The sequence below is a fragment of the Streptomyces sp. NPDC096339 genome (assembly GCF_044762985.1).
Taxonomy (GTDB): Bacteria; Actinomycetota; Actinomycetes; order Streptomycetales; family Streptomycetaceae; genus Streptomyces.
In genome coordinates this window covers 1-22379 of the sequence record NZ_JBIWFI010000064.1, presented here as the reverse complement: position 1 = coordinate 22379, position 22379 = coordinate 1, and the positions used below count along the sequence as shown (strand labels likewise).

Genomic DNA, 22379 nt, shown 5'->3' with positions numbered 1-22379 from the left:
GTGGGGGGGGGTGGGGGGGGGGGGGGGGTGGGTTTTTTTTTTTTTGGGGGGGGGGGGGGGGGCGCCGGGGGGTGGGGGGGGGGGGGGCGCGCCCCCCGGGGGGGGGGGGCCCCCCCCCGCCGGGTGGAATCACGGCATCGGCCCGTCAGGCCGTCAGCCGGCCTTCTGCAGGGTCCAGACCTGGGTCGCGCGGCCGTCCGCCCGCTGGAGGTCGAGCAGCCAGTTCCCGTAGTAGGGGCGGCTGCTCACGGTGAGGGCGAAGCCGCCGCTCGGGTCCGTGACCGTGACCGCGCCCGACTTCGACGAGACCTTCCAGTTCTGCGCGGTGTTCGAGCCGCACGGCTGCTGCGCGATCCACATGCCCGCGGCGGGGGCGCCGCCCGGCTGGAGGCACTTGCCGGAGACGGCGGACTTGATGCGGACCTGCCCGCCGCCCGCGTCCTCGAAGTACCACTGCTGCTGCGCGTACCCGTTGGCCCGACCGCCGACCAGGACCGTGCCGTCGGCGGTGCGGCCGCCCCAGAGCTCGGCCGCCATGCCGGTGCTGCCGTTGCCGAGCGTGTACTTGGTACCGGGGGCGGTGGTCGATCCGCCGCCACCGCCCGTGCCCGACGTCGTACGGAAGGACGCGGCCTTGCCCGGCCCGCTGTCACGGCCCGAGGCGTCGCGGACGGAGACGGCGACCTTGTAGGCGGTGTCGGGGCGGAGGTTGTAGATGCGCAGCGACTGCGACTGCACCCACGTCAGGTGCTTGCCGTTCAGCAGGACCTGGTACCAGGCGGCGCCCTCGACCTTCGGCCAGCTGACCACGACGGAGTCGGACCGGATCTGGCCCGCCGTCACCGCGGGGCCGCCGGTGGGCTGCTTCGTCGGGCTCGCCGTCGGCTTCTTGGTGGGGGTCGGCGTGGGAGTGGGGTCGGTGCCGCCGCCACCTCCGCCGCCCGCGCGCATCAGGAACTGGTTGTCGGCGATGTTCCAGTGCGTGGCCAGGTAGCTGCCGGCCTTGGGGCTGGTGTGGAAGTAGTCGTCGTGGTTGCAGTCGAGGATGTTCTCCGACGCCTGGTTGGTGCAGATGTTGCGCATCTGCGGGTAGTACGGGGTGTCCGAGTAGCACATGACGTCGTACTCGTCGGTGCAGTGCGCGCCCCGGCTGGTGTTCGGGGCGCTGTTGTTGACCGCGCCCAGGTTGTGGCCGAGTTCGTGCGCGGCGGTGTGACCGCCCCAGCAGCCGGAGTCCGTACGCCCGTAGGAGGGGCCGAAGTTGCTCTGGTTGTTCTGGCCGGGCCGCTCGTCGCCGTTGAAGGTGCCGATGCCGCAGTAGACCTGGGTGTCCGCGAAGATCATGTACTTGCGGTCGCGGCGGTCGAGGCCCTTGCCGGCGAGCGCGTTGTTCGTCGCGCTGAACTCGGACAGCGCCGAGTCCGGGAGCTCGATGTTCAGCACGGTCGGGGTGCAGTCGGCGGCCGTCACGTAGCGGATGTGGCGTACTCCGCCGGTCTCCTGGGCGCTGTTCGCGTAGATGAGGTCGGCGTCGGCGGCCCACTTGCGGAACGAGGCGGCGTACTGGGCGTACCGGTCGCGGCCGGGTCCGTGCACGTACACGACCTGGACGCGGTTGCCGGTGCTGCCGTCGCCGTCGCACTGGACGGTCTGGCCCGAGGGCCCGGCGGCCACGGTCTGGCCGCCGCCCGAAGTGGCGGCGGGCGCGTCGGCCTTGGTCTTGGCGGATCCGGCGTCGGCGGCCGCGGGCGCGTCCTGAGGACGCCCGCCGCCTTCCGTGGTGGCCGGGTCGTCCACGGCGGGGTGGGCCGGATCGGCGGCGGCGGCCGTCTCCTTGACGGCGGGCGCGATGTCCTTCGTGATGTCGACGCCCTTGGGCGGGGCGTCGGGGCCGTGGGTGCACAGACCGCCCTGGGTGCGGTACACGCCCACGCACCGGTCGCCCTTGGGGGCTGCCTGGAGGCCGTCGTACACCATGCCGCGGGCGTTCTCGTTGGCCGGAGCGCCGGACAGCGGGGCCGGTTCCTGGTCCCGGGCGGGCTCGGCGGCCATCACGGCCGTCTCGGCCGCGGCCCCCGAGGCCTCCCCGGCCTCGGCGCCGTCGCCGAGGCCGGAGTAGGCGATTCCTGCGGTGATCACCGCCGCCGAGGCCATGGCGGCGGTGAGGAGTATCAACCGCCGGGGTTTGCGGCGGTGTTCGCGTCGTCTGCGTCGTCCTGTCATGGGCACCTCAAGTCGTTGGTCGGATGACTGGGTGCGCGGAAGCCTGCCAGACGAATGCGCCGGAGAATTCGGACAAAGGTGAGGGCGGCTCAAGAAATCGTTCTGTTACCTGTCACTCAAATTTGACGAACAATCAATCTCCCGTAAAACAAGGGCAGTTACGCGCGTTGCGCTCGATTGGTCCAGGCCTTCCGGGGGGATTCGTTACCGAATCGAGATATGGCGACTTTGCTTGTTGACGGGAATTCAGTCAGGGATTCATCCAATTATCACCTGCCGAATTCCATCGGTTACGACCCGTGAGGAACCGTCGCCTCCGCGGCAGTCGGGTCCGCGGCGTCCGGGTCAGCGCGGCGCGGATTCGAGGGCGAAGCCGTGCAGGAGGGCCCCGGTGGTGCCGGGGTCCTCCACCATCGGGGTGTGGCCGACGCCGTCGAGGATCTCGATCCGGGCGCGGGGGACCAGGCGGTATTCCTGGGCGCAGGAGGCAGGGAAGCGCCGGTCCTCGGAGCCGAAGAGCACCAGGGTCGGCAGGTCGAGGCCGGCGAGCCGGTCGGGGACGGGCCGCTCCTCCAGGTAGGCGGTGGACGCCGCGTCGGTCGCCGTGAGACCGCGGTAGGTCATGCCCCGGATGTCGGCGACGAACCGGTCGGGGACCGGTACCTCGCGGGTGAAGGCGGTGCCGAGCGCGTCGCGGATCGTGCCGTCGGTGCGCAGCCGCCAGAGCAGTTCACCCACCACCGGCGTGGTCAGCAGGCGGCCGGTGACGCCGTCTCCTTGGAACGCGTCCATGCTCGGGCCGGTGTCGATCAGCGCCAACCCCGCCACCAGGTCGCGGCGCTGCTCGGCCAGGGAGGTGGCGACGGCGCCGCCGGTCGAATGCCCGACGACGGTCGCACGGCGCACGCCGAGCCGGTCGAGTACGGTCCCGGTCCGGCGCGCCTGCTCCGCGATGCCGTAGCCGCGGGACGGTTTGGCCGATCCGCCGTGCCCGAGCAGGTCCACGCGTACCACGCGCAGGTCCCGCAAGGCCGGCAGCACCGGATCCCACCATGCCGTCGAGCCGCCCAGGCCGTGCAGGAGCACCACCGTGGGCGCGCCGGGCGGTCCGTCCTGCACCACGTGGATGTCCCCGCCGGGAAGGCGCACGATCTCCTCGCCGGAGGCTTCCGCCGTCTGCGAGAGCACGGACGCCGTGTTCCAGGCGAGGAGGGCGGCCGCCAGAGCGGCGGCTGCCAGTGTGATCCGCAGCCGACGGCCCCGAGCCGGCCGTCCGCGCGGGGCGCGTGCGGCCGCGTCCGTGCGGCTGCGGGCGTGCGGGTCTCGCGGGGTGGTCGTGCCGTCCATGGATCCTCCGTCGTCCGGTTCGCGGTGCCCTCAGCCTGCCGACGGCCGGAGTACCGCGTCTTGGAGAAATGTCCGCCCCGCGCACGGCTGTTCGCGGCGCCGGGCCGCTCGTACAGTCGGGGCATGCGCCCCGTTCACCGGAAGGCAGACCCCACCGCGGGGTGGGAGATCGCGCGACCGTCGCGATCAACCGCGCTGCCCGGTCTCGACATGGCCGGGTTCCGTGTGCACGGCGGCAGCCCGGTCGAACTGCGGGCCATCCCGCACCCGGCCGTCACGATCGCCGTCGCGTTCGGCGACCGGCCCTTCGACATCCACGGCGCCACCGGCCGGATGCGGCTGGAGAGCCTGGCCGCCGGGCTGGGCTTCAGCGCGTTCCAGGTGCGCGCCGAAGGCATCGAGTGCGTGCAGATGCGCCTGTCCCCACTGACCGCCCATGCCGTACTCGGACTCCCGCTCGCCGAGTTGCGCGGGGGAGTCATCACCCTCGACGACCTGTGGGGGCGTGACGTGCCGCGCCTGCGCGAGCGGCTCCACCACGCACGCACCTGGCCGGAGCGCTTCGCCCTGATCGACGGGGAGCTGTCCACCAGGCTCCGTGCGGGGAAAGCGGTCGATCCCGAAGTGGCCTGGGCCTGGCGCCGGATCGTCGCCGGCCACGGCCGGACCCGGGTCGGCGAGCTCGCGGCCCGGACCGGGTGGAGCCGCCGGCGCCTGTGGTCGCGATTCGGCGCGCAGATGGGCCTGTCACCCAAACGGGCCGCCGTCCTCGTCCGGTTCGACCGGGCGGTCCACCTCCTGGCACGCGGGCACGCCCCCGCGCGGGTGGCGGCGGACTGTGGCTATGCCGACCAGCCGCACCTCAACCACGACGTCCGTGCGTTCACCGGGGCGACCCCCACGGCCGCCGCCACCGAGCCGTGGCTGGCCGCCGACGACACGGCCTGGCCGACGGCGCACGGCGGCGCGGCCTGAGGCCCCTGGCATGGCGGGGTCCCACCGCCGGCACGGCCTACGGCCGGGAGCGGGCGGTCACCCCTCTCCCGGGAGGAGGAACGCGCGCCGTTCCTCGGCCGACAGCTCGTGCAGGAGGCGCGAGCGGGCACGGCGCAGCAGGGCCTCGGGGTCGGTCTCGGACACGTCCCAGATCCGTACCGTGCGGTCGCGCGAGGCGGTCGCGAGGCGGGAGCCGTCCGGGTGCCAGTCCAGGCTGTTGACCCAGTCGCCGCCGATCCCGACGACGGCGAGCTGCGCGGCCGTGTCCGGGTCCCATAGGCGGACCGTGCGGTCCCGGGACGCGGAGGCGATCCGGGTGCCGTCCGGCGACCAGGCCACGCCCTGCACCCGGTCCTCGTGGCCGGCCATGACGGCGAGTTCGACGCCGCGGGCCGGGTCCCATAGGCGGAGCGTGCGGTCGCGGGAACCGGTGACCAGCCGGGTGCCGTCCGGCGACCAGTCGACCTTCCAGACATGGTCGGCATGGCCCGTCAGCACGGTCCGCGACCGGCCCGTCTCCGTGTCCCACACGACGACGGTCCACCCGGTGCCGGAGGTGGCGAGCAGCCGGCCGTCCGGGGACCAGGCCGTCCCGGTGAGCCAGTCGTCGTGGCCGCGGACGCGAGACCCGGACTCCAGTACGTGCAGGGTGGCTCCCGTGGCCGCGTCCCAGATCCGTACGGTGCTGTCGCGCGAGGCGGTCGCGACCCGCGTGCCGTCCGGCGACCACGCGACGTCGGACAGCTCGTCCCGGTGCCCGCGCAGCTCCGTACGGGAACCGCCGCCCGAACCGGGCCCCCACAGCAGGGCCCGACCGTCGCGCAGCGCCGCCGCCACCCGGGCACCGTCGGGGGACCAGGCGACGTCCGACACCTCGGCCCCGGGGCGCAGCAGGTCCGTCTGCCGGCCGGAGCGCGGCTCCCACAGCCGTACGGTGCCGTCCTGCGAGGCACTGGCCAGCCGCCGGCCGTCCGGGGACCACGCGGCGTGCCACACCGAATCCTCGTGGCCGTGCAGGCCGGCGGTCCGCTCGCCGGCGTCCCACACGGCCAGGACGCAGTCGCGGGAGGCGCTGGCCAGCCGTGACCCGTCCGGTGACCAGGAGACGGCGTACACGGTGTCGGCGTGTCCGCTCAGCCAGAGCGCGGCCTCCACCGGGGACTCCTCGGTGACTCCGGGCAGCTCCCAGACCCGCACCCCGCGGTCCTGGTCGCCCGCGGCCAGGCGCCGCCCGTCCGGGGACCAGGCCAGGCAGTTGAGGCCGTCCATGCTGTCGAGCCGACGCAGCACCGTCCAGGAGTCCGTGGACCAGATCCGTACCGTGCGGTCCTTGGACGAGGAGGCGAGCCCGCTCCCGTCCGGGGACCAGCACACCGCTTCGATGGTGTCCTGGTGATCTCGCAGCTCGCGCACCGTATCCCAGGTGTCCGCCGACCAGATCCGTACGACGGACCCCTCGCCCGCGCTCGCGATCCACCGGCCGTCGGGGGACCAGGCCACGGCCCACACCGGGCGGCCGTGCCCCTGGAGGGCCGCCACCTCGCCGTACGCGCCGGCCGGGCCGGTGTCCCAGACGCGCAGGACGCGGTCGCTGCCGGCGGACACGAGGTGACTGCCGTCCGGTGCCCACGCGATGCCGGTCACCCCCTCCGTGCGGTCGCCGTGCCCGTGCCGCAGCGAGACGAGCGGCGTCCAGGTGTCGGTGGACCAGACGCGCACCGTCCCCTCCCGGGTGCCGCACGCGATCCGGGTCGCGTCGGGCGACCAGGCCACGGAGCGGATCCAGTCGCGCCCCGTCAGGTGGACGGCCGGCTCCGCCGCGAGGTCGACCTCCGCGTCCGCCACGGGCCACACGCGCAGGCCCCCGTCCCCCGAGGAGGCGGCCAGCCACCTGCCGTCGGGCGACCAGGCCGCGTCCGTCACGGAGGCGCGGAAGCCCCGGTGGACCCCGCGGAGCCGGGAGGAACCCAGCGCGGTGCGCAGCGCCTGGGTCAGCGCCGGCGTGAGCCCGTACTCCTCCGCCGCGGCGACCCCGGCCGCCATGGCCGGCTCAGGCCTGCGGTCGGCGCTTTCCAGCAGCCGCAGGGCCACCGCGTCCGCGTTACGCGCCATCGTCACCCGGTCCGCCCGCGCCGAGCGGTCCACGAACTCCGTGAGCAGCGGCGCCGAGCCCAGGGCCGGGGCGGAGCCCTCCATCCACTGCCGCGCCAGGCTGAGCCGCTCCCCGGCCAGCAGGTACGCGTCCGGCCGGCCGGCGTGCTCCCAGTCCTGGGCCCAGCGCTCCAGCTCCGTACGCCGGTGCAGCTCGTCGGCGCGGGCGGCGATCGCCTGGCTCAGCGGCGGCCACCGCCGCAGCAACGCCTCGTGGGCCACGTCCAGCGTGTCGCCGTCGCCCGTCAGCAGCCGCCCGGCCACGAAGGCGTCGGCGACCTCCCGCTGCGCCGGCTCCAGTTCGGCGCGCGGCACCCGCCGCCGGGTGGGCTCGCCCCGGTCGACCGTGACGAAGCGCAGCAGCGTGGCCAGGACCGGGGCCAGGGCGCCCAGCTCGGCCGTGATCCGGTCCGCCCGCTCGGACAGGGCTCCGGGGACCCCGCCCAGAGCGCGGTAGGTCTCATGGGTCACCGTCCCGCCGGAGCCGCCCGCGCGCAGGTACAACTCCTGCAAGGTGTAGGCGAGCAGCGGCAGGGCGTCGCCGCCCCCGCAGTCGTCGACCATGCGGGCGACGACGCCGGGCGCGAAGGACAGTCCGGCCTGTTCGGCGGGCCGCTCGATGACCTCGTAGAGCTCCTCGCGGCCGAGCACCCCGATCGCCATGGTGTCCCGGACCAGCTCGGCGAGCCCGCCCTCCAGGACTCCGGTGAGGAAGTCCGAGCGCAGGGTGGCCACCACCCACAGTTGCGGTTCCTCGCGCAGGGCCGTGCGCAGCACCCCGAGGAACGCGGAGCGTTCCTCGGGTCCCGACAGCGTGAGCAGCTCCTCCAACTGGTCGACCACCAGCAACGCGGGCCGGGTGTCCGGCAGTCGCTCCAGCCCGAGGCGCAGCGCGCCGACCGGGTCCGTACCCGGCGAGAACGGTTCGGCCACGGCCCAGCGCCTGCGCCGTCGGGCCAGCGCGGGCAGCAGTCCGGCCCGTACGAGGGAGGACTTGCCGCTGCCGGACGGCCCGACGACGGTGACGCACCGGACCGCCCGCCCGGGCACCGCGGGGTGCAACCGGCCCACCAGTTCGGAGATTTCGCGGTCACGGCCGAAGAAGACCGCCGCGTCGGCCTCGGTGAAGGCCTCCAGGCCGGGATAGGGCGGCTGTCCGGAGTTCCACGGCCGTCGGACGGCCGCGGGCCGGTCGAGATAGTGCAGCCAGACCTGGCCGGCGACCAGCGCCAGCACCCCGAGGCCGAGCAGCGGCACCGACCAGGTGCGCAACAGCCGCAGCAGAAGCGGGATTTCACCGTCCTCGCTGGTCGCGTAGTTCGTCGTGATCGCCAACAGCGCCCCGACGAGGACGAGCAGGACATCGAGTATGAGTTTGACAGGCCGTCGATCCACTCCGACAACCTAACCGGGCATCAGCCCGCGCAGGTCGACGACCTCGTAGCCCTCCTCCCGGACGGCGTCGATGATCCGGGGGAGGGCCTGCGCGTCGATGACGACCCCGTCGCCGGTACTGCCCACGTGCATCTGGAGGATCGCGCCGGGTGTGAGCGCGTCGACGGCCCGCCGGGTGGCCTCGTCCACGCTCATGCCGCCCGCGGGCCCGAGGTAGCCGTTGGTGTCGGTGGTGAACTCGATCGCCGCGTACCCGAGGTCGTTGACGTCCGCGACGGACTCCTCGGAGGTGGCACCGTACGGGAACCGGAAGAAGGGCAGCGGCTCCGCCCCGGAGGCCGCGCGGATCGCCGCGTCGGCGCGGCGCACCTCCTGCGCCCGCTCCTCGGTGCTCAGTTCGTCGAAGTAGAGGTGGCTGTACGAATGGTTGCCCAGACCGTGCGCGGCCCCCATGGCACGGACCGCGGCGGGGTGCTCCTCGGCGAACCGCCCGGTGGGGAAGAACGTCGCGGACAGCTTGCGCCGGCGCAGCTCGCCGAGGACCGTGTCGATACCGCTCTCGTCCCAGGCGGCGTTGAAGGTGAGCGCCACCACCTTGCGGGAGGTGGGGATCCGGCGGATCTCATCGCCCAGCAGCTCGGCCGGAGGGCACGGGCCCGCCGGCGCCCGGCCGGAGCGCCACTCCGTCCGCCCCGACGCCGCCGCCTCCGGGGTCGACGCCGACGCGGCCGGACACGGCGTCAGCCCCGCTGCTGCCGGCGAGAGTGCCGCCAGAGCGGCCCGTCGTCCCGGATCCACCATCGTCTCGCCCTCCGTACGGTCTGCGACGACCATGGAAGAGCCGGAGCGCGGTGCCCGGCAGACCCGGCCGGGCACCCGGGTGATCTCACACGGACATCCGGCGCAGCCGGGTGGTGAGGTGGTGCTGCAGGGGCTGACCCACCGCCGCCATGTCGTGGGTGACCGTCAGCCCGTCCTCGCCCAGGGCGTAGTGGCGCCGCGTGCCGGTGACCTCCTTGGCCAGCGGAGTCAGCGCCACGTCCTTCGTCTCGATCTCGATCTCCGTGCCCGAGACCCGCCCGACGTACGTCTCGACGATGCCGGTCGGGTGGGCGAGCACGACCTCCAGGGTCGCGTCGGGCGTCACCCGCCACCACCCCGCCTCGCGCCCCGCCGGGCGCACCGGCGCCCCGTCCCCGTCGATCAGCCACGCCCGTGCCTCGTAGCGCAGGAAGGGCCGGCCGTCGTGGCTGAAACTGATCTCCTGCTCGTACCGGAAGTCCTTCTCCAGGGTCGGGTACTGGCCCTCCCCGCGGCCGTGCCAGCGCCCGATCAGCGGCAGCACGGGCGTCAGCAGCGGGTGCGGCTCGGGCCCCTCGCCGAGGACGTGGCTGTCGGGGTACGGATTGTCCTGCGCCGACTCGAACATGTTCACCTTGCCTGTTTACGAAGATCCCGGGCTCCGCAGCCTACTGCCGGGGCCCCGGCCGCACCCGCCCGTCCCGGGGAGCGGGACGGGCGGGTCGTACGGGCGGGGCGGCGCCCACTACCGGGTCAGCACGACCCCGGCGACCGAGGACGGCACCGGTGCCAGACCGGCCGGCCGGGTGGTGAAGGTGCCCCGGCCCTGGGTCCGGCCGCGCAGCCGGGACGCGTAGCCGAACAGCTCGGCCAGCGGCACGGTCGCCGTGACCACGGCGGCCCCGGCCCCGGCGGTGGACGCGGAGACCCGGCCCCGTCGGGCCGCGAGGTCGCCGAGGACACCGCCCACGGCGTCCTCGGGGACGCTCACCGTCACCTCCGCGACCGGCTCCAGCAGCTCCGTGTCGCAGGCGCGCAGCGCCTCGCGCAGGCCGAACCGGCCCGCCGCGCGGAACGCCAACTCCGAGGAGTCCTTGGAGTGGGTCGCCCCGTCGGTGAGCGTGACCCGAAGGCCCGTCACCGGGTAGCCGCCGAGCGGTCCCGCGGTGAGGGCGTCCCGGCAGCCGGCCTCCACGGCACGCGCGTACTCCTGCGGCACCCGCCCGCCGACGACCGTCGACCGGAACTCGAACACGGCCTCCTCCAGTGGTTCGACGTCGAGGACGACGTGCGCGAACTGCCCGGCGCCACCGTCCTGTTTGACGTGCCGGTGGACCAGGCCGGTCACCCCGCGAACGACGGTCTCCCGGTAGGAGACCTGCGGACGGCCGACCTCGATCTCCACCCGGTGGGCGCGGCGGACCTTCTCCACCGCCACCTCCAGGTGGAGTTCACCCATCCCGGACAGCACCGTCTGACCGGTTTCCGGGTCGGACCGCACCACCAGCGAGGGGTCCTCCTCGACCAGCCGTGCCAGCGCCGAGGCCAGCCGACCGGTGTCGGTGCCGCGCCGGGCCTCGACCGCCACCGACACCACCGGGTCGGCCACCGACGGCGGTTCCAGGACCAGCGGCGCCCCCGGCGCGCACAGGGTCGTGCCCGCCCGGGCCGACTTCAGCCCGATCACCGCGACGATGTCACCCGCACACGCCTCCTCCCTTTCCTCGTGCCGGTCGGCCTGGACCCGCAGGATCCGGCCGACCCGCTCGGTACGGCCCGTCGCCGGATCCAGCACGGACTCGCCCTTGCGCAGGGTGCCCGCGTAGACCCGTACGTAGGTGAGCCGGCCCGCGGCCGTGGCCGTCACCTTGAAGGCGAGGGCCGCGAAAGGCTCCGCCGGGTCGGGTGCGCGCTCCTGCTCCGCGCCGCCCTCCACCGTCCCGCGTACCGGCGGCATGTCCGCCGGCGAGGGCAGGTAGGCAACCACGGCGTCCAGCAGCGGCTCGATCCCGCGGTTGCGGTAGGCCGACCCGCACAACACCACCACGGCGTCCCCGCTCAGCGTCAGCTCCCGCAGGGCGCGGACCAGGGTCCGCTCGGTCAGCGCCGACGTCGCGCAGAACTCCTCCAGGGCCTGCGCGTGCAGCTCGGCCACCGACTCCTCCAGCATCCGGCGCCGCCGCAGGGCCTCCTCCCGCAGCGATTCGGGGACGGGACCGACCTCGTACGCGTCGGAGCCGGAGCTCCAGAGCAGTGCGCGCATGGCCGGCAGGTCGACGACCCCGGTGAAGGAGTCCTCCTGCCCCACCGGCAGCTGGACCACCAGTGGAACGGCGCCGAGCCGCTCCCGGATGGAGGCGACGGCCGTGTCGAGGTCGGCGCCGGCCCGGTCCAGCTTGTTCACGAACGCGATCCGCGGCACTCCGTACCGGTCGGCCTGGCGCCACACCGACTCGCTCTGCGGCTCCACTCCGGCGACGGCGTCGAACACCGCGACGGCCCCGTCCAGCACGCGCAGGGAACGCTCGACCTCGTCGGCGAAGTCGACGTGCCCCGGGGTGTCGATGAGGTTGACGCGGTGCCCGCCCCAGGTACAGCTGACGGCCGCGGCGAAGATGGTGATGCCGCGGTCGCGTTCCTGGGCGTCGAAGTCCGTGACGGTCGTGCCGTCGTGGACCTCGCCGCGTTTGTGGACGGCGCCGGTCGCATAGAGGATGCGTTCGGTGATGGTGGTCTTGCCGGCGTCGACGTGGGCGAGGATGCCCAGATTGCGGACGGCGGTGAGACGGGTGCTGCGCATGGCCCGAGGCCTTTCGGATGACGAGGAAGAGGGCAGCGCGATTCCCGGACGCGGACCCACCACGGCCGCATGAAGGCCGTACGGGTGGGGCGAACTCGGACGAGTGGAAGGAGCCGAGCGGAACTCAGCTGGGCGTCACGGGCATACGGTGACGGCCGCGCGGCCGGCACCGCACGCTCCGAGACACCGGGATCACGTCGTACCGGGACCGGGGAGCGAAAGCGGTGGTGCGAGGAACGCACATGGCCCGGCTCCCCTTTCTCTTCACTCGGCATGAGGCGGCGCGATGCCCTGTCGGCAGCGCCTGAGGGGAGTGTAGTGAGCGAACGCGCCGCGGGGCACGCCAATTTACGGGCCGCCGCGGACCGCGCGCCGGGGTCGCCTCAGCTCGTCGTGCAGGAGCCGGCCGACGAGCGCGCCCCCGAACACGACGACCCCGATGGCGACGAGCCAGGACTCGATGACCAGGACGGTTCCGAAGGGCCCGTAAGTGACGGCGCCCGACGCGATCAGCGGTGAGAAGACGAGCCGGGAGAAGGCCCTGAGCCCCAGCAGTCCCAGCATGGTGGCCGCCGCCCCGGGGAGCAGGGCGAGCCACCCGACGCGCCCGCCGAGGAGCAGCCGCTGCGACCACCAGAAGAACAAGGTGCCGATCACGACCGTCACGGGACCCCGGACCGGGGACTCGCGCCACGGCGGCGCGAAGGCGGACAGGTAGAGGACGCCGATCAGCACACCGAGCCACAGGACGTGCCGCCACCGTGCCCACCAGTGTGCGGGGGGCAGGTCCCAGATCGTCTCGTACCCGCTCTGCAGCACGGTCGCGAAGGTGAGCCCGAAGACGGTGAGCAGCGCCAGGCCGAAGGCCGTCGTGGTCCGCCACGCCTCGCCGGGCAGTGTGAAGAGCCGCTCGATCTCCACCCGGGCGGCCGCCGACACGCCCAGCCCGTCGCCGAGCCACTGCGCGAAACCCTGCCCGCCGACGGCGCCCGCCGCGGACACGACGATCAGCAGGGGCACCAGCGTCAGGAACCCGAGCGCGGCGAACCCGAGGGAGCGCTGCCACAGGCCGAGTTCCCGGACCCGCGCCCAAAGGTGCCCGGCCCGCGCACGGCGCAGGAAGCTGCCCACCCGCTCAACGGGCGAGCGGCGCCTCGGTTTCCCGGCCCCGCTCATCTCGGCAGGGTGCGGTGGGCACCCGGGGCGGGTATGGAGCCGGAGGCGGAGGGCTCCGGGATCGAAGTGACGGGCATGGCCGCTCCAGTCGCTGCTGCTCCCACGGTAGATCTCCCCGGCCGGTGACGACAGGAGCGGGCCGCGCCGGGCGGGCGCCGCCGCGAAGGTGTGAGCCTGCCTGACGCGGGCAGACCCGGGGTACGGGGCGCGAGCGACGGAGCCGCGCCCCGGCCATGTGCCGCCCGGCTCAGGACCCGCCGTCGGCGCCCGCGGCCGCGTCCTCCCCGGCCGCGGCTTCCATCGCGGCGACGCGCCGGTTGACCACGACGGTCGCGGCGGCGGCGCTGAGGGCGAACGCGACCAGGATGAACGCGGGACGGTCGAGCTTGTGCCCGCTGACGTGGTCGAGCGAGATGCGTCCGGGCCCGGTGACGCCGAGGCAGGCGGCGACGGAGCCGAGGAAGGCCGGGTACTCGAAGCCGCCGCCCTGCGCGAAGAACCCGGCGGGCGCGTGGACGGAGACGGCCCCTGCCATGGCGCCCGCGGCGGCGGCCCCGGCCGCCGGGGTGGCGAGCCCCAGCGCGAGCAGGGCGCCGCCGCCGGCCTCACCGAGCCCGGCCGCGATGGCGCTCTCCCTGCCGGGAGTGAAGCCCATGTGCTCCATCGCCTTGGCGGTGCCGTCGATGCCGCCCCCGCCGAACCAGCCGAAGAGCTTCTGCGTACCGTGCGCGATCAGTACGCCGCCGGCCGCGAGGCGCAGTCCGAGCAGCCCGAGGTCCTTACGGAGCGTGAAGTGCATGGTGCGGCCTTTCGACGGGCCCGACGGGCCCGACGGGCTCGACGGGCGGTGGACGGGCGGTGGGCGGGCGAGCGTGGAACGACGTGAGCGCGGAACGGCGGGATCTGTTCCCGCACCGTGCCCCCTGCCACACCGCACCCCCGCCGAATGGCGCAGGGCTCCTGCGCGGCTGCCCCCGGACACCGGTCCGGAGGCAGTCCCCATGGGGAGGGGTACGGAGGGAAGGGGAGCGTGCTCCCGCTAGTCCTTCAGGGCGTCCTTGATCTTCTCCTTGGCCTGCCGGGTGTCTCCCTTGACCTGCTCGGCGCGTCCCTTGGCGGTGAGGCGCTCGTTGCCGACGGCCCGGCCCATGGCTTCCTTGGCCTTGCCGGTCGCCTGTTCCTTCTTGGCCTTCATCTTCTCTTCGCCCGACACGATGTCACTCCCATCGTCGGAATCGGTTCTTCGCAGCGTCTAACCCGTTCCTGACGGCCCAAACGGTCAGTCGGGCGGCTCCGGCACCGCCGGATGCTCGCCGGGGGACGGCTCCGACGGCGGCGCGGGAGGATCGGGCGGGCGGTCGCCGGGGTCCGGGGGACGAGGATCGCGCGGGACCGGATCGGGGCTTTCGGGTACGGGTGCGGGGCCTTCCGGTTCAGGCTCTGTCGTCCACTCCATCGCGGCTCTCCTCTCGTCCGGCGACGCTGCTCGCACCGCCCGCTATTCCTGCTCCTCGATTCCGATGGCGTCCTCCAACTGCTGGTGGACCGAGCTCGGAGCGCCTTCCCGCTGCTCCAGGAGGGCGGAGGCGATCGCGTCCAGCTTGCGCTGGATCGCATGCTCGGCCCGGCGTTCGGAGTTCTTCAGCAGGGCGAGCAACAGCAGGGACACCGCGGCCATGGCGTCACCGGCGAGGTGCTGCCACTCCATCGGCAGATGGAGCAGGTGCACCGCGACGAACGCCGCCACCAGGAGCACGCACAGGAACGAGAAGAACGCGGAGCTCGTGAAGTTCGAGGCGAGTTCCGCCAGCTTCTCGAAGCGGCCGAGCCGCCCGGGTCCGCCCTTCTTCGCCGGATGCGTGAACGTCATGCCCGGCGCCTGCCCCCGTGCGGCCCGCCGAACCGCATCCCGAGCGGGGGACACGTACCGCAGCCGACGGCCACGGAGCGCACAGGAAAACGCCCCCGGCCCGGCGGGGGCGATCCTGCGGCGTCAGGTCCGCAGCAGCCGGCCGAAGAAGGACCGGTACTTCTGCAGGGCCAGGCGCAGGTCCTCGGTGGCCACCCGCTCTCCCTGCTGCCACTGGTCCTCCAGCTCCTTCTTGTGCTCGGAGAAGACCCCGGCGAGCGTCCGCATCACCTCGGCGACCAGACCGTCGGCGTCGCGCACCGCACCCTGCGGGTCGTCCACGAAGCGGGCCTGGATCTCGTCCCAGGTCTTCCGGTAGCCCTCGGCCTCCCGTTCGGGGAGCAGCGCTTCGGCTTCCTCCCGTGCCGCCGGGGCCGAGCCCGCCCGGGGACCGCTCTCCTGCGCGTCGGTGCGGTCCGCCTCCTGCCGCATCTCCTCGCGGTCCTCCTCGCGGTCCTCCTCGCGGGTGTCGTCGGCGGTGGCCTCACCCGGGTACATCGGCTGGGATCCGCCGTCCCCGGACCGTGCGAGCTGCTCAGTGGTCAAGCCCCGTTCCTCCGTGCGTTGTTCTTCGTCGTCATACATGTTCGATCACCTCGTCGTTCCGACCAGTTCGTCGAAGAGGGCGCGGTAGTGAACCATGGCCCCGCGCAGCTCCTCCGTGGTGGCCTGGCCGTTGCCGCTGCGGACGTTGACCTCGTGCGCCGCGCGGTAGTGCTCCAGGGTGCGTCCGTGCTCGACGGACAGTTCGCGCAGCTGCTGCTCGTATCCCGCGGTGGGGTAACCGCGGTCCCGCATCAGGCGGGTGATCAGGTCGTCCGCCTGAGAGACCGCGCCCTGCGGCCGGTCGACGAAACGCTGCTGCACGCCGGTCCAGGCGTCGGCGTAGCGATGCCGCTCCTCGGCGGGGAGTTCCCTGATGTCGAGGTTGTCGTGCCGGACCTCGCGCTCCCGCAGCTCGGAATCGGCTGCGTGCCTGCTGCCCTTGCTTTCCACGGTCCGCTCGTACTCCGGGCCGAACCGGTCCTGCAACCGGCGCCGCCGTCGCAACATCCACACGGCGATGCCGACGAGGACCAGCACGACGGCGACCGGGATCAGAACGGCGAGAAGTGTGCTGGTGGACATCGAATCCTCCACAAGGCTCAAAGCCATCTCCATCGTTCGGGTGTTCGGTTCAACGGCGCCTGCCCCGAACACCCCGGCCCAAACGGGGGAGGCCGCGGCCCGCGCGGGCGCGGTCGAGTGCCGAGCGGCGGCGCGGGTAGGCGCCGGGCATGAGCTACGTGAGCCGCGGCAAGCAGTACACGCGTGACAGCCGGTACATCACCACCCGGATCACCGCCGCCGGCAGCGACGGCTACCGGGTGGAGCCCGGCCGCTACCGCCTCGTCGTCAGTCGTGCCTGCCCCTGGGCGAGCAGGGCGGTGATCGTACGGCGGCTCCTCGGGCTGGAGGAGGCCCTGCCCATGGCGGTCGCCGGGCCCGTTCACGACGAACGCAGCTGGACCTTCGACCTCGACCCCGGCGGGCGCGACCCGGTGCTCGGCATCGAACGGCTCCGGGACGCCTACCTCGCGCGCGATCCCGGCTACGACCGGGGGATCACGGTGCCGGCCGTCGTGGACGTGCCGAGCGGAAAGGTGGTGACCAACGACTTCCCCCGGATCACGCTCGACATGTCGCTGGAGTGGACGGCGTACCAGCGCCCCCGGGCACCGGAGCTGTACCCGCCCGCACTACGGGCGCACATCGACGAGGTGAACGACGTCGTCTACCGGGACGTCAACAACGCGGTCTACGAAGCCGGGTTCGCCGGCACCCAGGATGCGTACGAGGAGGCCCACGCGCGGCTCTTCGACCGACTCGACCGGCTGTCGGCCCTGCTCGAACGGTCCCGCTACCTCGTCGGCGACACCATCACGGAGGCGGACGTACGACTGTTCACCACGCTCGTACGCTTCGACGCCGTCTACCACGGCCACTTCAAGTGCAACCGGCAGAAGCTGAGCGAGATGCCGGTGCTCTGGGCGTACGCGCGGGACCTGTTCCAGACACCCGGCTTCGGCGACACCGTCGACTTCGACGACATCAAGCGGCACTACCACCTGGTCCACGACGACATCAACCCCACCGGCATCGTGCCGGCCGGCCCCGACCCGGCGGTCTGGCTCATTCCGCACCGCCGCGCCGACCTGGGCGGACGCCCCTTCGGTGACGGCACCGCGCCCGGTCCCGTCGCTCCCGCAGAAGCGGTGCCGGCCGGGCACAACCCGATGGTCTGAACCCGGCCGCCCGCTCGTTCACCCGCCGACGATCCGGCGCACGTTCTCGACGCTGCCGCAGCCGGACTCCAACTGCCGCCCGCGTTCCCGCAGGAAGGCGCCGCCCAGCTCGGCCCGCCGCTCGTCGGGGACGCACCATGCCCTGCGGTGCGCGGAACCGTTCAGCCCCGCAGGATCCGGTCCTTCTGGACGGCGAACTCGGTGTCCGTGAGCACGCCCTGCTCGTGGAGCTTGCCCAGGCGCTCCAGAGCGTCGAGCGTCTCGTCGGTCAGCCCTCCGGCCGCGGGCGCGGGCGCTGCGGCGGGCGGCGGGGCCTGCATCTCCGGCTGTTCGACGACCTGCTGCGCGGCGGCGCGCTCGGCCTGGTGCCGGGCGACACGGCCGGACACGGCCGTCGCGGTGCCGGCGACCACGGCGGTGCGCGCGGCGACACCGACGATCCCCGGTCGTCCTCCTCGCGCGAGGCGACGTCCTAGCATGGTCCTCACCCTTCCCTCATGCTGCGTTCTGGAGCGCCTGCTCGACCACGGCCGCCGGGATGCGCTCGTGTGCCACGAGCTCACCGCCGGCCCGGCGAATGGCATTCGTGATGCCGGCGGCCCAGGTGTCCTCCCAGACCAGCAACGCGGCCGACGAGTCCGGCACCAGGTCCTCGGCGATCAGTTCGAGGTCCTCATGGCTGAACAGGCCGCCGACCTCGCCTTCGATGTCGTCGAACACCGAGGCCTCGTCGGGTTCCAACGCGTCGAGCTCGACGTAGGTGACCGTTCCCTCCGCGTCCTTCTTGACGAAGGTGAGGTCGAGGATCCGAACCGTGCCGCTCGCCACGAGCGCCTTCAGCTCGGGGACGATCTCGCCGCTGAACCGGTTGCCCGGGAAGGCGATGACCACGTACTCGACAGGTCCCACTTCCATGTCCGTTGTCCTTCCTCGCGTGTTCGAGCGTACCGCTCGGTGTGCCCCCGGCGGCGGGCCCTCAGTTCGCCAGGACCTTCGCCTTGGCCTGCTCGTACTCGGCGGGGGTGATGTCGCCGCGGTTCTTGAGGTCGGCGAGCTTGGACAGTTCCTCGGCATGGCTGGTCGGGGTCCCGGCGCTCTCGCGCACGTAGGAGCGGAAGGCCTCTTCGTTCTGCTGGACCCGCTGCATCTCGCGCATGCCCATTCCGCGCCCGCGGGCGATCAGGTAGACGAAGACGCCGAGGAAGGGCAGGAAGACGACGAACACGCTCCAACCGGCCTTGCCCCAGCCGCTCAGGTCGTCGTCGCGGAAGATGTCGCCGAATATCCGGAAGAGCAGCATGAACCACAGGATCCAGATGAAGATCACCAAGGTGGTCCAGAACACGCCCAGCACCGGATAGTCATAGGCCAGGTAGAGCGTCGCACCGTTCATGCGCTTCTCCCGTCGATCGTGTGGCCCGTACCGGGACCGATCCAAGAATGTGGTGCGGGACGGGGCCGCCGCCTCACCCCGCGGGGGTGAAGCCCGAGGCTCCGGCGGGCGGGCCCGGCGCCCCCGGCCCCGGGGGCGCCCCGGCCCACGCATCACCCCCGCCAGGTGATCCGACTGGTGATCACCACCGATCCCGGTTTCAGTGGAGGGCGTGGGGCGATCACAGGCCGTACCTCCGGTTCCAGGGATCCCGGCGACGACCGGTGACCCCATGCTCACGGTCAGGTTCACCGTCCCGGCCGTGCCGAAGCACCTCGTCCACCGGAGCGGGCTGCTGGGGCGCCTGACGTCCGGAGTGGAGGGGCCCCTCACCCTCGTCAACGGCCCGGCCGGATCCGGCAAGACCGTGCTCGCCGCCCACTGGGTAGCCGAGGCGATGGCGCCCGGTCCCATCGCATGGCTGACCGTCGAGCCCGGCGACGCTCCCGGTGCCTTCTGGGCGTACGTCCTGGAGGCCCTGAACCGGAGCGGGGCCGTGCTGCCCGCCGGGGTGGGCCGGCCGACCCGCGCCGAAGGGGTCACCCGGTCGTTCCTGGCGCGCCTGGCGGAGGCGCTGGCCGGGGCCGAGCGGCCCGCCGTCCTCGTCCTCGACCAGTTCGACACGGCCGAGGCACCCGACATCACCGAGGGCCTGGACTTCGTACTGCGGCACGCCGCCGAAGGCCTGCGGCTCGTCCTCACCAGCCGGACGGACCCCCTGCTGCCCCTGCACCGCTACCGCGCGGCGGGCGAGATCGCGGAGATCCGGTACGAGGACCTCAGGTTCACCGACGAGGACGCCGAGGCCCTGCTGCGCGAGCACCGGCTGGAGGTGTCGGACGCCGGGATCCGGCTGCTGCTGGAGCGCACCGAAGGCTGGGCGGCGGGAGTACGCCTGTGCGCCCTGGCGATGCAGAGCAGCGCCGATCCCGAGGCGTTCCTGCGCCAGTTCGCCGCGGACCGCACCACCATCGCCGACTACCTCCTGCGCGAGGTGCTCGACGCGCAGCCGGGGCCCGCACAGGACCTGCTGCTGCGCGCCTGCGTCACGGACCGGATCCACCCCGACCTGGCGGACACGCTGACCGGCCGGGACGACGCCGCCCGGACCCTCGCCGGGCTGGCCCGCGACAACGCGTTCCTGGAACAGGTCGAGACCTCGGCCTGGTACCGGCTGCACCCGCTGTTCGCCGAAGTCCTCCGCGCGCACCTGCGGGAACGCCGCCCGGGCCTCGAACCACGGCTGCGCGGGCGGGCGGCGCGCTGGTTCGCCCGCACCGGGCGCCTCCCGGAGGCCGTGGCCCAGGCGGCCGCCTGCGGGGACTGGCAATTCGCGTCGGGGCAGCTCGTCGACAACCTGGCGATCGGACGGCTCTTCACCGGCCTGGAGGCCGACCAGCTGGGCCGCGCCTTCGCCGGGATGCCGGCCGGTACGCCGGGCGCGGCGCCCGCACTGGTCGCGGCGGCCTGCCGCCTCCCCGACCAGGACCTCTCCGGGTGCGAGGCGGGGCTGCGGCGCGCGGACGCGTACCTCAGCGCCGAATCCGGGCCGGAGGCCAGGCTCACCCGCGCATTCGTCGGTGTGCTCGCGGGACGGCTGGCCGACGACCTGGCGGCCACCGAACGGGCGGCGGCCGACGCCGAGCACCTGCTCGGCGAGCTGCCCGAGCCACTGCTCGCCGAGCGCCCCGAGATCCGCGCCCTGATGCTGGCGGGCCTGGGCGCGGCCGAACTCGGGGCGGGACGCCTCGAGCGCGCCGAGACCGCCCTCAACGCGGCCGTCGAGGCCTGCGGGGCGCCGGGGACGGAGTACCCGCTGTGCGACGCGCTCGGTTCGCTGGCCCTGACCGAGCTGATGGGCGGCCGGCTGCGGCAGGCGGCCGAGCACGCGCACGCGGCGCTCGCCGTCGCCGAGCAGTCCGCGCTCCCGCCCGAGCGGCGGACCGGCGTCGCCCACCTCGTCCTCGCGGGTGTCGCGACCGAGCACGACGACCTGGCGGCCGCCCGCGACCACCTCGACCTGGCGACCGCCGCGGCCGGCCCCCGGCCGGAGCGCGTGGCCGCGGTCGAAGCCGCGGTCATCGCGGCCCGGCTCGCGGCGTCCGAGGGCGACGGGCGGGCCGCCATCGGCGCCCTCCACGCGGCGGCGACGGCCGGGACCCCGACGCGGCCGCCGATGTGGGCTCTGGCCGAGCTGGCCGCGGCAGAGTCGGCCGTACATCTGGCCCACGGCGACGCCGCCGCCGCACTCGCGGCCCTGGACGGCGTGGACGCCGCGGCCGCCGACCGGCCCGAGCACGCGGTGGCCCGGGCCCGGGCGCTGCTCGCGGCCGGACGCGGTGACCACGCCTCGGAGGTCCTCGCGGCCCTCCCGGCGGACGACGGCCTCACCGCGCCGGTACGGGCGCGGGCCTGCCTGCTCCGAGCGGAGGCCGCAGCGGCGGACGGGGCGGCCCTGGAGGCGCGCCGGCGGCTGGCCGAGGCACTGGGGCTCGCCCGGCCCGAGGAACTGCGGCGGGTCTTCGCCGAGAGCGGTCCCTGGGTGCGCCGCGTGCTGCGCCAGGACCCGGAGCAGGCGCGGCTCCACGGCTGGCTGCTCTCCCGGAGCCCGGCGCACGCGGGCGCGTCCCCGGCCGGCGGGCAGCCGCTGCTGCTGGAGCCGCTGAGCCCGCGGGAGACCGAGGTGCTGCGGCAGGCCGCCCGGATGCTGTCGACGGTGGAGATCGCGGCCGAGCTGTACGTGTCGGCGAACACCGTCAAGACGCACCTGAAGAGCGTCTACCGCAAACTCTCCGTCACCCGCCGCAGCGAGGCCGTCCACCGCGCCCAGGACCTCGGCCTGCTCTGAGGTCCTTCTCGCCCGTACCGGGCGATGCCGTTCCCCCGGCGCGGGCAGAGGATGGCAGGTGAGGCCGTTGTGAGCCGGGTGTCAGCCGTTCGAGAGAAGTGGGTGTGCCCCATGCGCTACGAATTCCGCATCTCGGGCGTGGTGCCGGAAACACTCGCCGCGAACTTCCCCGAGCTCGACAGGATCCCCGTTCGGGAACAGACGCTGTTCCTCGGCACCGTAGCGGACGAGGCCCACCTGTACGGGCTCCTCACCCGCTTCCAGTCACTGGGGCTGCGGGTGCTCGAAATGCGCCAGCTGCCCGTCTGAACCGAAGACCACCCGCTCCGGGTGATCACCCGGAGCGGCCCGTCGGGCGATCGTTGAGCAGGAGAAGAACGGTCCGGCGCACTACCGCCAACTGTGAGGTGAGTTCCATGGGTCAGCCGACTCCGACCGGGGGGAACTGGAACACCGGCCCCGCGCCGGGCAGCACGCCGCTGTACAGCGGAGATCCGGGCGATGGGGCCGGGAGGGGAGGCACGGTATTCGCCGCGGTCCTCCTCCTGGTGACCGGATGCCTCGCGATCCTGCAGGGCATCGGCGCCATCGCCAATGACGACGTGTACGCGCGCATCGGCAATTACGTCTTCGAATTCGACCTGACGGCCTGGGGATGGATCCACCTCATCATCGGCATCCTCCTCGTCCTCACCGGACTGGGCCTGTTCGCCGGGTCGAACGTGGCCAGGGGCGCGGGCGTAGGCCTCGCGGGCCTGAGCGTGATCGCCAACTTCATGTGGCTCCCGTACCAGCCCTGGTGGTCGATCATCATCATCGCGGTCGACGTGTTCATCATCTGGGCCCTGTGCACGAGCTGGACGCACGAGACCGAGTGAGGATCCGTCCCCGAACGGGACGCGGGGGGGGGGGGGGGGCCCCCGGGGGGGGCCCCCCCCCCCCGCCCCGGCGCTTGTCATGCCAGCGGAGTTTAATCATACTGAGTCGCGACACGCATATTTTACAAGTTATCATTA

General features: G+C 73.4%; 20 protein-coding genes. 5 read left to right on the top strand and 15 right to left on the bottom strand.

Annotated elements, in window-relative coordinates; genetic code table 11:
* Nucleotides 1–153: 153 nt before the first annotated feature.
* Together ACIQ5Y_RS39250 and ACIQ5Y_RS39245 are read right to left on the bottom strand one after the other, a co-directional pair.
* Entirely contained in the window at nt 154–2223 is a 2070-nt protein-coding gene (locus tag ACIQ5Y_RS39250) for an RICIN domain-containing protein (RefSeq protein ID WP_403892167.1), read from the bottom strand.
* Between the two features lie 345 nt (nt 2224–2568).
* Nucleotides 2569–3570 carry an alpha/beta fold hydrolase gene (locus tag ACIQ5Y_RS39245; protein WP_403892164.1) on the bottom strand — a complete coding sequence of 334 codons (1002 nt, stop codon included), beginning with the start codon at nt 3568–3570 and terminating at the stop codon, nt 2569–2571.
* A gap of 123 nt (nt 3571–3693) precedes the next feature.
* On the opposite strand from ACIQ5Y_RS39245, the gene ACIQ5Y_RS39240 reads away from it, so the two are divergent.
* Nucleotides 3694–4545 carry a helix-turn-helix domain-containing protein gene (locus ACIQ5Y_RS39240; RefSeq protein ID WP_403892161.1) on the top strand — a complete coding sequence of 284 codons (852 nt, stop codon included), beginning with the start codon at nt 3694–3696 and terminating at the stop codon, nt 4543–4545.
* A 57-nt stretch (nt 4546–4602) separates the two neighbouring features.
* On the opposite strand, the gene ACIQ5Y_RS39235 is transcribed toward ACIQ5Y_RS39240, so the two are convergent.
* The 10 genes from ACIQ5Y_RS39235 to ACIQ5Y_RS39190 form a co-directional block, all read right to left on the bottom strand.
* On the bottom strand, nt 4603–8112 hold the full coding sequence (locus ACIQ5Y_RS39235; RefSeq protein WP_403892158.1) for an NACHT and WD repeat domain-containing protein: 3510 nt from the start codon (nt 8110–8112) through the stop codon (nt 4603–4605).
* Between the two features lie 9 nt (nt 8113–8121).
* Nucleotides 8122–8946, bottom strand: a complete 825-nt coding sequence (locus ACIQ5Y_RS39230; RefSeq protein WP_403892155.1) for a polysaccharide deacetylase family protein — start codon at nt 8944–8946, stop codon at nt 8122–8124.
* A gap of 52 nt (nt 8947–8998) precedes the next feature.
* Entirely contained in the window at nt 8999–9541 is a 543-nt protein-coding gene (locus ACIQ5Y_RS39225) for an FABP family protein (protein ID WP_403892173.1), read from the bottom strand.
* Nucleotides 9542–9658: 117 nt separating this feature from the next.
* Nucleotides 9659–11713: an elongation factor G gene (fusA, locus tag ACIQ5Y_RS39220; RefSeq protein ID WP_403892153.1), complete on the bottom strand. Its 2055-nt coding sequence runs from the start codon at nt 11711–11713 to the stop codon at nt 9659–9661.
* Nucleotides 11714–12061: 348 nt separating this feature from the next.
* On the bottom strand, nt 12062–12889 hold the full coding sequence (locus tag ACIQ5Y_RS39215; protein ID WP_403892150.1) for a ribonuclease BN: 828 nt from the start codon (nt 12887–12889) through the stop codon (nt 12062–12064).
* 247 nt (nt 12890–13136) lie between these two features.
* The gene (locus tag ACIQ5Y_RS39210) at nt 13137–13688 is read right to left on the bottom strand and encodes a DoxX family protein (protein ID WP_403892147.1); all 552 of its coding nucleotides are present in this window, start codon (nt 13686–13688) and stop codon (nt 13137–13139) included.
* Between the two features lie 240 nt (nt 13689–13928).
* Complete coding sequence (locus ACIQ5Y_RS39205; RefSeq protein WP_403892170.1) at nt 13929–14084, bottom strand: CsbD family protein; 156 nt, start codon at nt 14082–14084, stop codon at nt 13929–13931.
* 303 nt (nt 14085–14387) lie between these two features.
* Nucleotides 14388–14759, bottom strand: a complete 372-nt coding sequence (locus ACIQ5Y_RS39200; RefSeq protein ID WP_403892144.1) for a hypothetical protein — start codon at nt 14757–14759, stop codon at nt 14388–14390.
* Nucleotides 14760–14882: 123 nt separating this feature from the next.
* Nucleotides 14883–15344, bottom strand: coding sequence for a hypothetical protein (locus ACIQ5Y_RS39195; protein WP_403892141.1), 462 nt, complete (start codon nt 15342–15344; stop codon nt 14883–14885).
* A 45-nt stretch (nt 15345–15389) separates the two neighbouring features.
* On the bottom strand, nt 15390–15926 hold the full coding sequence (locus tag ACIQ5Y_RS39190) for a hypothetical protein (RefSeq protein WP_403892138.1): 537 nt from the start codon (nt 15924–15926) through the stop codon (nt 15390–15392).
* Between the two features lie 149 nt (nt 15927–16075).
* On the opposite strand from ACIQ5Y_RS39190, the gene ACIQ5Y_RS39185 reads away from it, so the two are divergent.
* Nucleotides 16076–17083, top strand: coding sequence for a glutathione S-transferase family protein (locus ACIQ5Y_RS39185; protein WP_403892135.1), 1008 nt, complete (start codon nt 16076–16078; stop codon nt 17081–17083).
* A 161-nt stretch (nt 17084–17244) separates the two neighbouring features.
* On the opposite strand, the gene ACIQ5Y_RS39180 is transcribed toward ACIQ5Y_RS39185, so the two are convergent.
* The 3 genes from ACIQ5Y_RS39180 to ACIQ5Y_RS39170 form a co-directional block, all read right to left on the bottom strand.
* The gene (locus ACIQ5Y_RS39180; protein WP_403892132.1) at nt 17245–17562 is read right to left on the bottom strand and encodes an SHOCT domain-containing protein; all 318 of its coding nucleotides are present in this window, start codon (nt 17560–17562) and stop codon (nt 17245–17247) included.
* A 16-nt stretch (nt 17563–17578) separates the two neighbouring features.
* Nucleotides 17579–17998 carry a DUF6325 family protein gene (locus tag ACIQ5Y_RS39175; protein ID WP_403892129.1) on the bottom strand — a complete coding sequence of 140 codons (420 nt, stop codon included), beginning with the start codon at nt 17996–17998 and terminating at the stop codon, nt 17579–17581.
* Between the two features lie 61 nt (nt 17999–18059).
* Nucleotides 18060–18476, bottom strand: coding sequence for an SHOCT domain-containing protein (locus tag ACIQ5Y_RS39170; RefSeq protein ID WP_403892126.1), 417 nt, complete (start codon nt 18474–18476; stop codon nt 18060–18062).
* Between the two features lie 271 nt (nt 18477–18747).
* On the opposite strand from ACIQ5Y_RS39170, the gene ACIQ5Y_RS39165 reads away from it, so the two are divergent.
* The 3 genes from ACIQ5Y_RS39165 to ACIQ5Y_RS39155 all read left to right on the top strand — a co-directional run bounded on the left by ACIQ5Y_RS39165 (nt 18748) and on the right by ACIQ5Y_RS39155 (nt 22241).
* Nucleotides 18748–21363 (top strand): LuxR C-terminal-related transcriptional regulator, encoded by a 2616-nt coding sequence (locus ACIQ5Y_RS39165; RefSeq protein ID WP_403892123.1) that lies wholly within the window; start codon nt 18748–18750, stop codon nt 21361–21363.
* Between the two features lie 111 nt (nt 21364–21474).
* Nucleotides 21475–21672 (top strand): hypothetical protein, encoded by a 198-nt coding sequence (locus ACIQ5Y_RS39160; protein ID WP_403892120.1) that lies wholly within the window; start codon nt 21475–21477, stop codon nt 21670–21672.
* A 107-nt stretch (nt 21673–21779) separates the two neighbouring features.
* Nucleotides 21780–22241, top strand: a complete 462-nt coding sequence (locus ACIQ5Y_RS39155; protein WP_403892116.1) for a hypothetical protein — start codon at nt 21780–21782, stop codon at nt 22239–22241.
* Nucleotides 22242–22379 lie beyond the last annotated feature (138 nt).

What these genes read in the sequence shown, in the direction of transcription:
- ACIQ5Y_RS39200 (WP_403892144.1), bottom strand. Translation starts at nt 14,759, where the DNA reads ATGACGTTCACGCATCCGGCGAAGAAGGGCGGACCCGGGCGGCTCGGC.
- ACIQ5Y_RS39215 (WP_403892150.1), bottom strand. Translation starts at nt 12,889, where the DNA reads ATGAGCGGGGCCGGGAAACCGAGGCGCCGCTCGCCCGTTGAGCGGGTG.
- ACIQ5Y_RS39165 (WP_403892123.1), top strand. Translation starts at nt 18,748, where the DNA reads ATGCTCACGGTCAGGTTCACCGTCCCGGCCGTGCCGAAGCACCTCGTC.
- ACIQ5Y_RS39155 (WP_403892116.1), top strand. Translation starts at nt 21,780, where the DNA reads ATGGGTCAGCCGACTCCGACCGGGGGGAACTGGAACACCGGCCCCGCG.
- fusA (WP_403892153.1), bottom strand. Translation starts at nt 11,713, where the DNA reads ATGCGCAGCACCCGTCTCACCGCCGTCCGCAATCTGGGCATCCTCGCC.
- ACIQ5Y_RS39240 (WP_403892161.1), top strand. Translation starts at nt 3,694, where the DNA reads ATGCGCCCCGTTCACCGGAAGGCAGACCCCACCGCGGGGTGGGAGATC.
- ACIQ5Y_RS39245 (WP_403892164.1), bottom strand. Translation starts at nt 3,570, where the DNA reads ATGGACGGCACGACCACCCCGCGAGACCCGCACGCCCGCAGCCGCACG.
- ACIQ5Y_RS39205 (WP_403892170.1), bottom strand. Translation starts at nt 14,084, where the DNA reads ATGAAGGCCAAGAAGGAACAGGCGACCGGCAAGGCCAAGGAAGCCATG.
- ACIQ5Y_RS39160 (WP_403892120.1), top strand. Translation starts at nt 21,475, where the DNA reads ATGCGCTACGAATTCCGCATCTCGGGCGTGGTGCCGGAAACACTCGCC.
- ACIQ5Y_RS39250 (WP_403892167.1), bottom strand. Translation starts at nt 2,223, where the DNA reads ATGACAGGACGACGCAGACGACGCGAACACCGCCGCAAACCCCGGCGG.
- ACIQ5Y_RS39175 (WP_403892129.1), bottom strand. Translation starts at nt 17,998, where the DNA reads ATGGAAGTGGGACCTGTCGAGTACGTGGTCATCGCCTTCCCGGGCAAC.
- ACIQ5Y_RS39180 (WP_403892132.1), bottom strand. Translation starts at nt 17,562, where the DNA reads ATGCTAGGACGTCGCCTCGCGCGAGGAGGACGACCGGGGATCGTCGGT.
- ACIQ5Y_RS39190 (WP_403892138.1), bottom strand. Translation starts at nt 15,926, where the DNA reads ATGTCCACCAGCACACTTCTCGCCGTTCTGATCCCGGTCGCCGTCGTG.
- ACIQ5Y_RS39170 (WP_403892126.1), bottom strand. Translation starts at nt 18,476, where the DNA reads ATGAACGGTGCGACGCTCTACCTGGCCTATGACTATCCGGTGCTGGGC.
- ACIQ5Y_RS39210 (WP_403892147.1), bottom strand. Translation starts at nt 13,688, where the DNA reads ATGCACTTCACGCTCCGTAAGGACCTCGGGCTGCTCGGACTGCGCCTC.
- ACIQ5Y_RS39185 (WP_403892135.1), top strand. Translation starts at nt 16,076, where the DNA reads ATGAGCTACGTGAGCCGCGGCAAGCAGTACACGCGTGACAGCCGGTAC.
- ACIQ5Y_RS39230 (WP_403892155.1), bottom strand. Translation starts at nt 8,946, where the DNA reads ATGGTCGTCGCAGACCGTACGGAGGGCGAGACGATGGTGGATCCGGGA.
- ACIQ5Y_RS39225 (WP_403892173.1), bottom strand. Translation starts at nt 9,541, where the DNA reads ATGTTCGAGTCGGCGCAGGACAATCCGTACCCCGACAGCCACGTCCTC.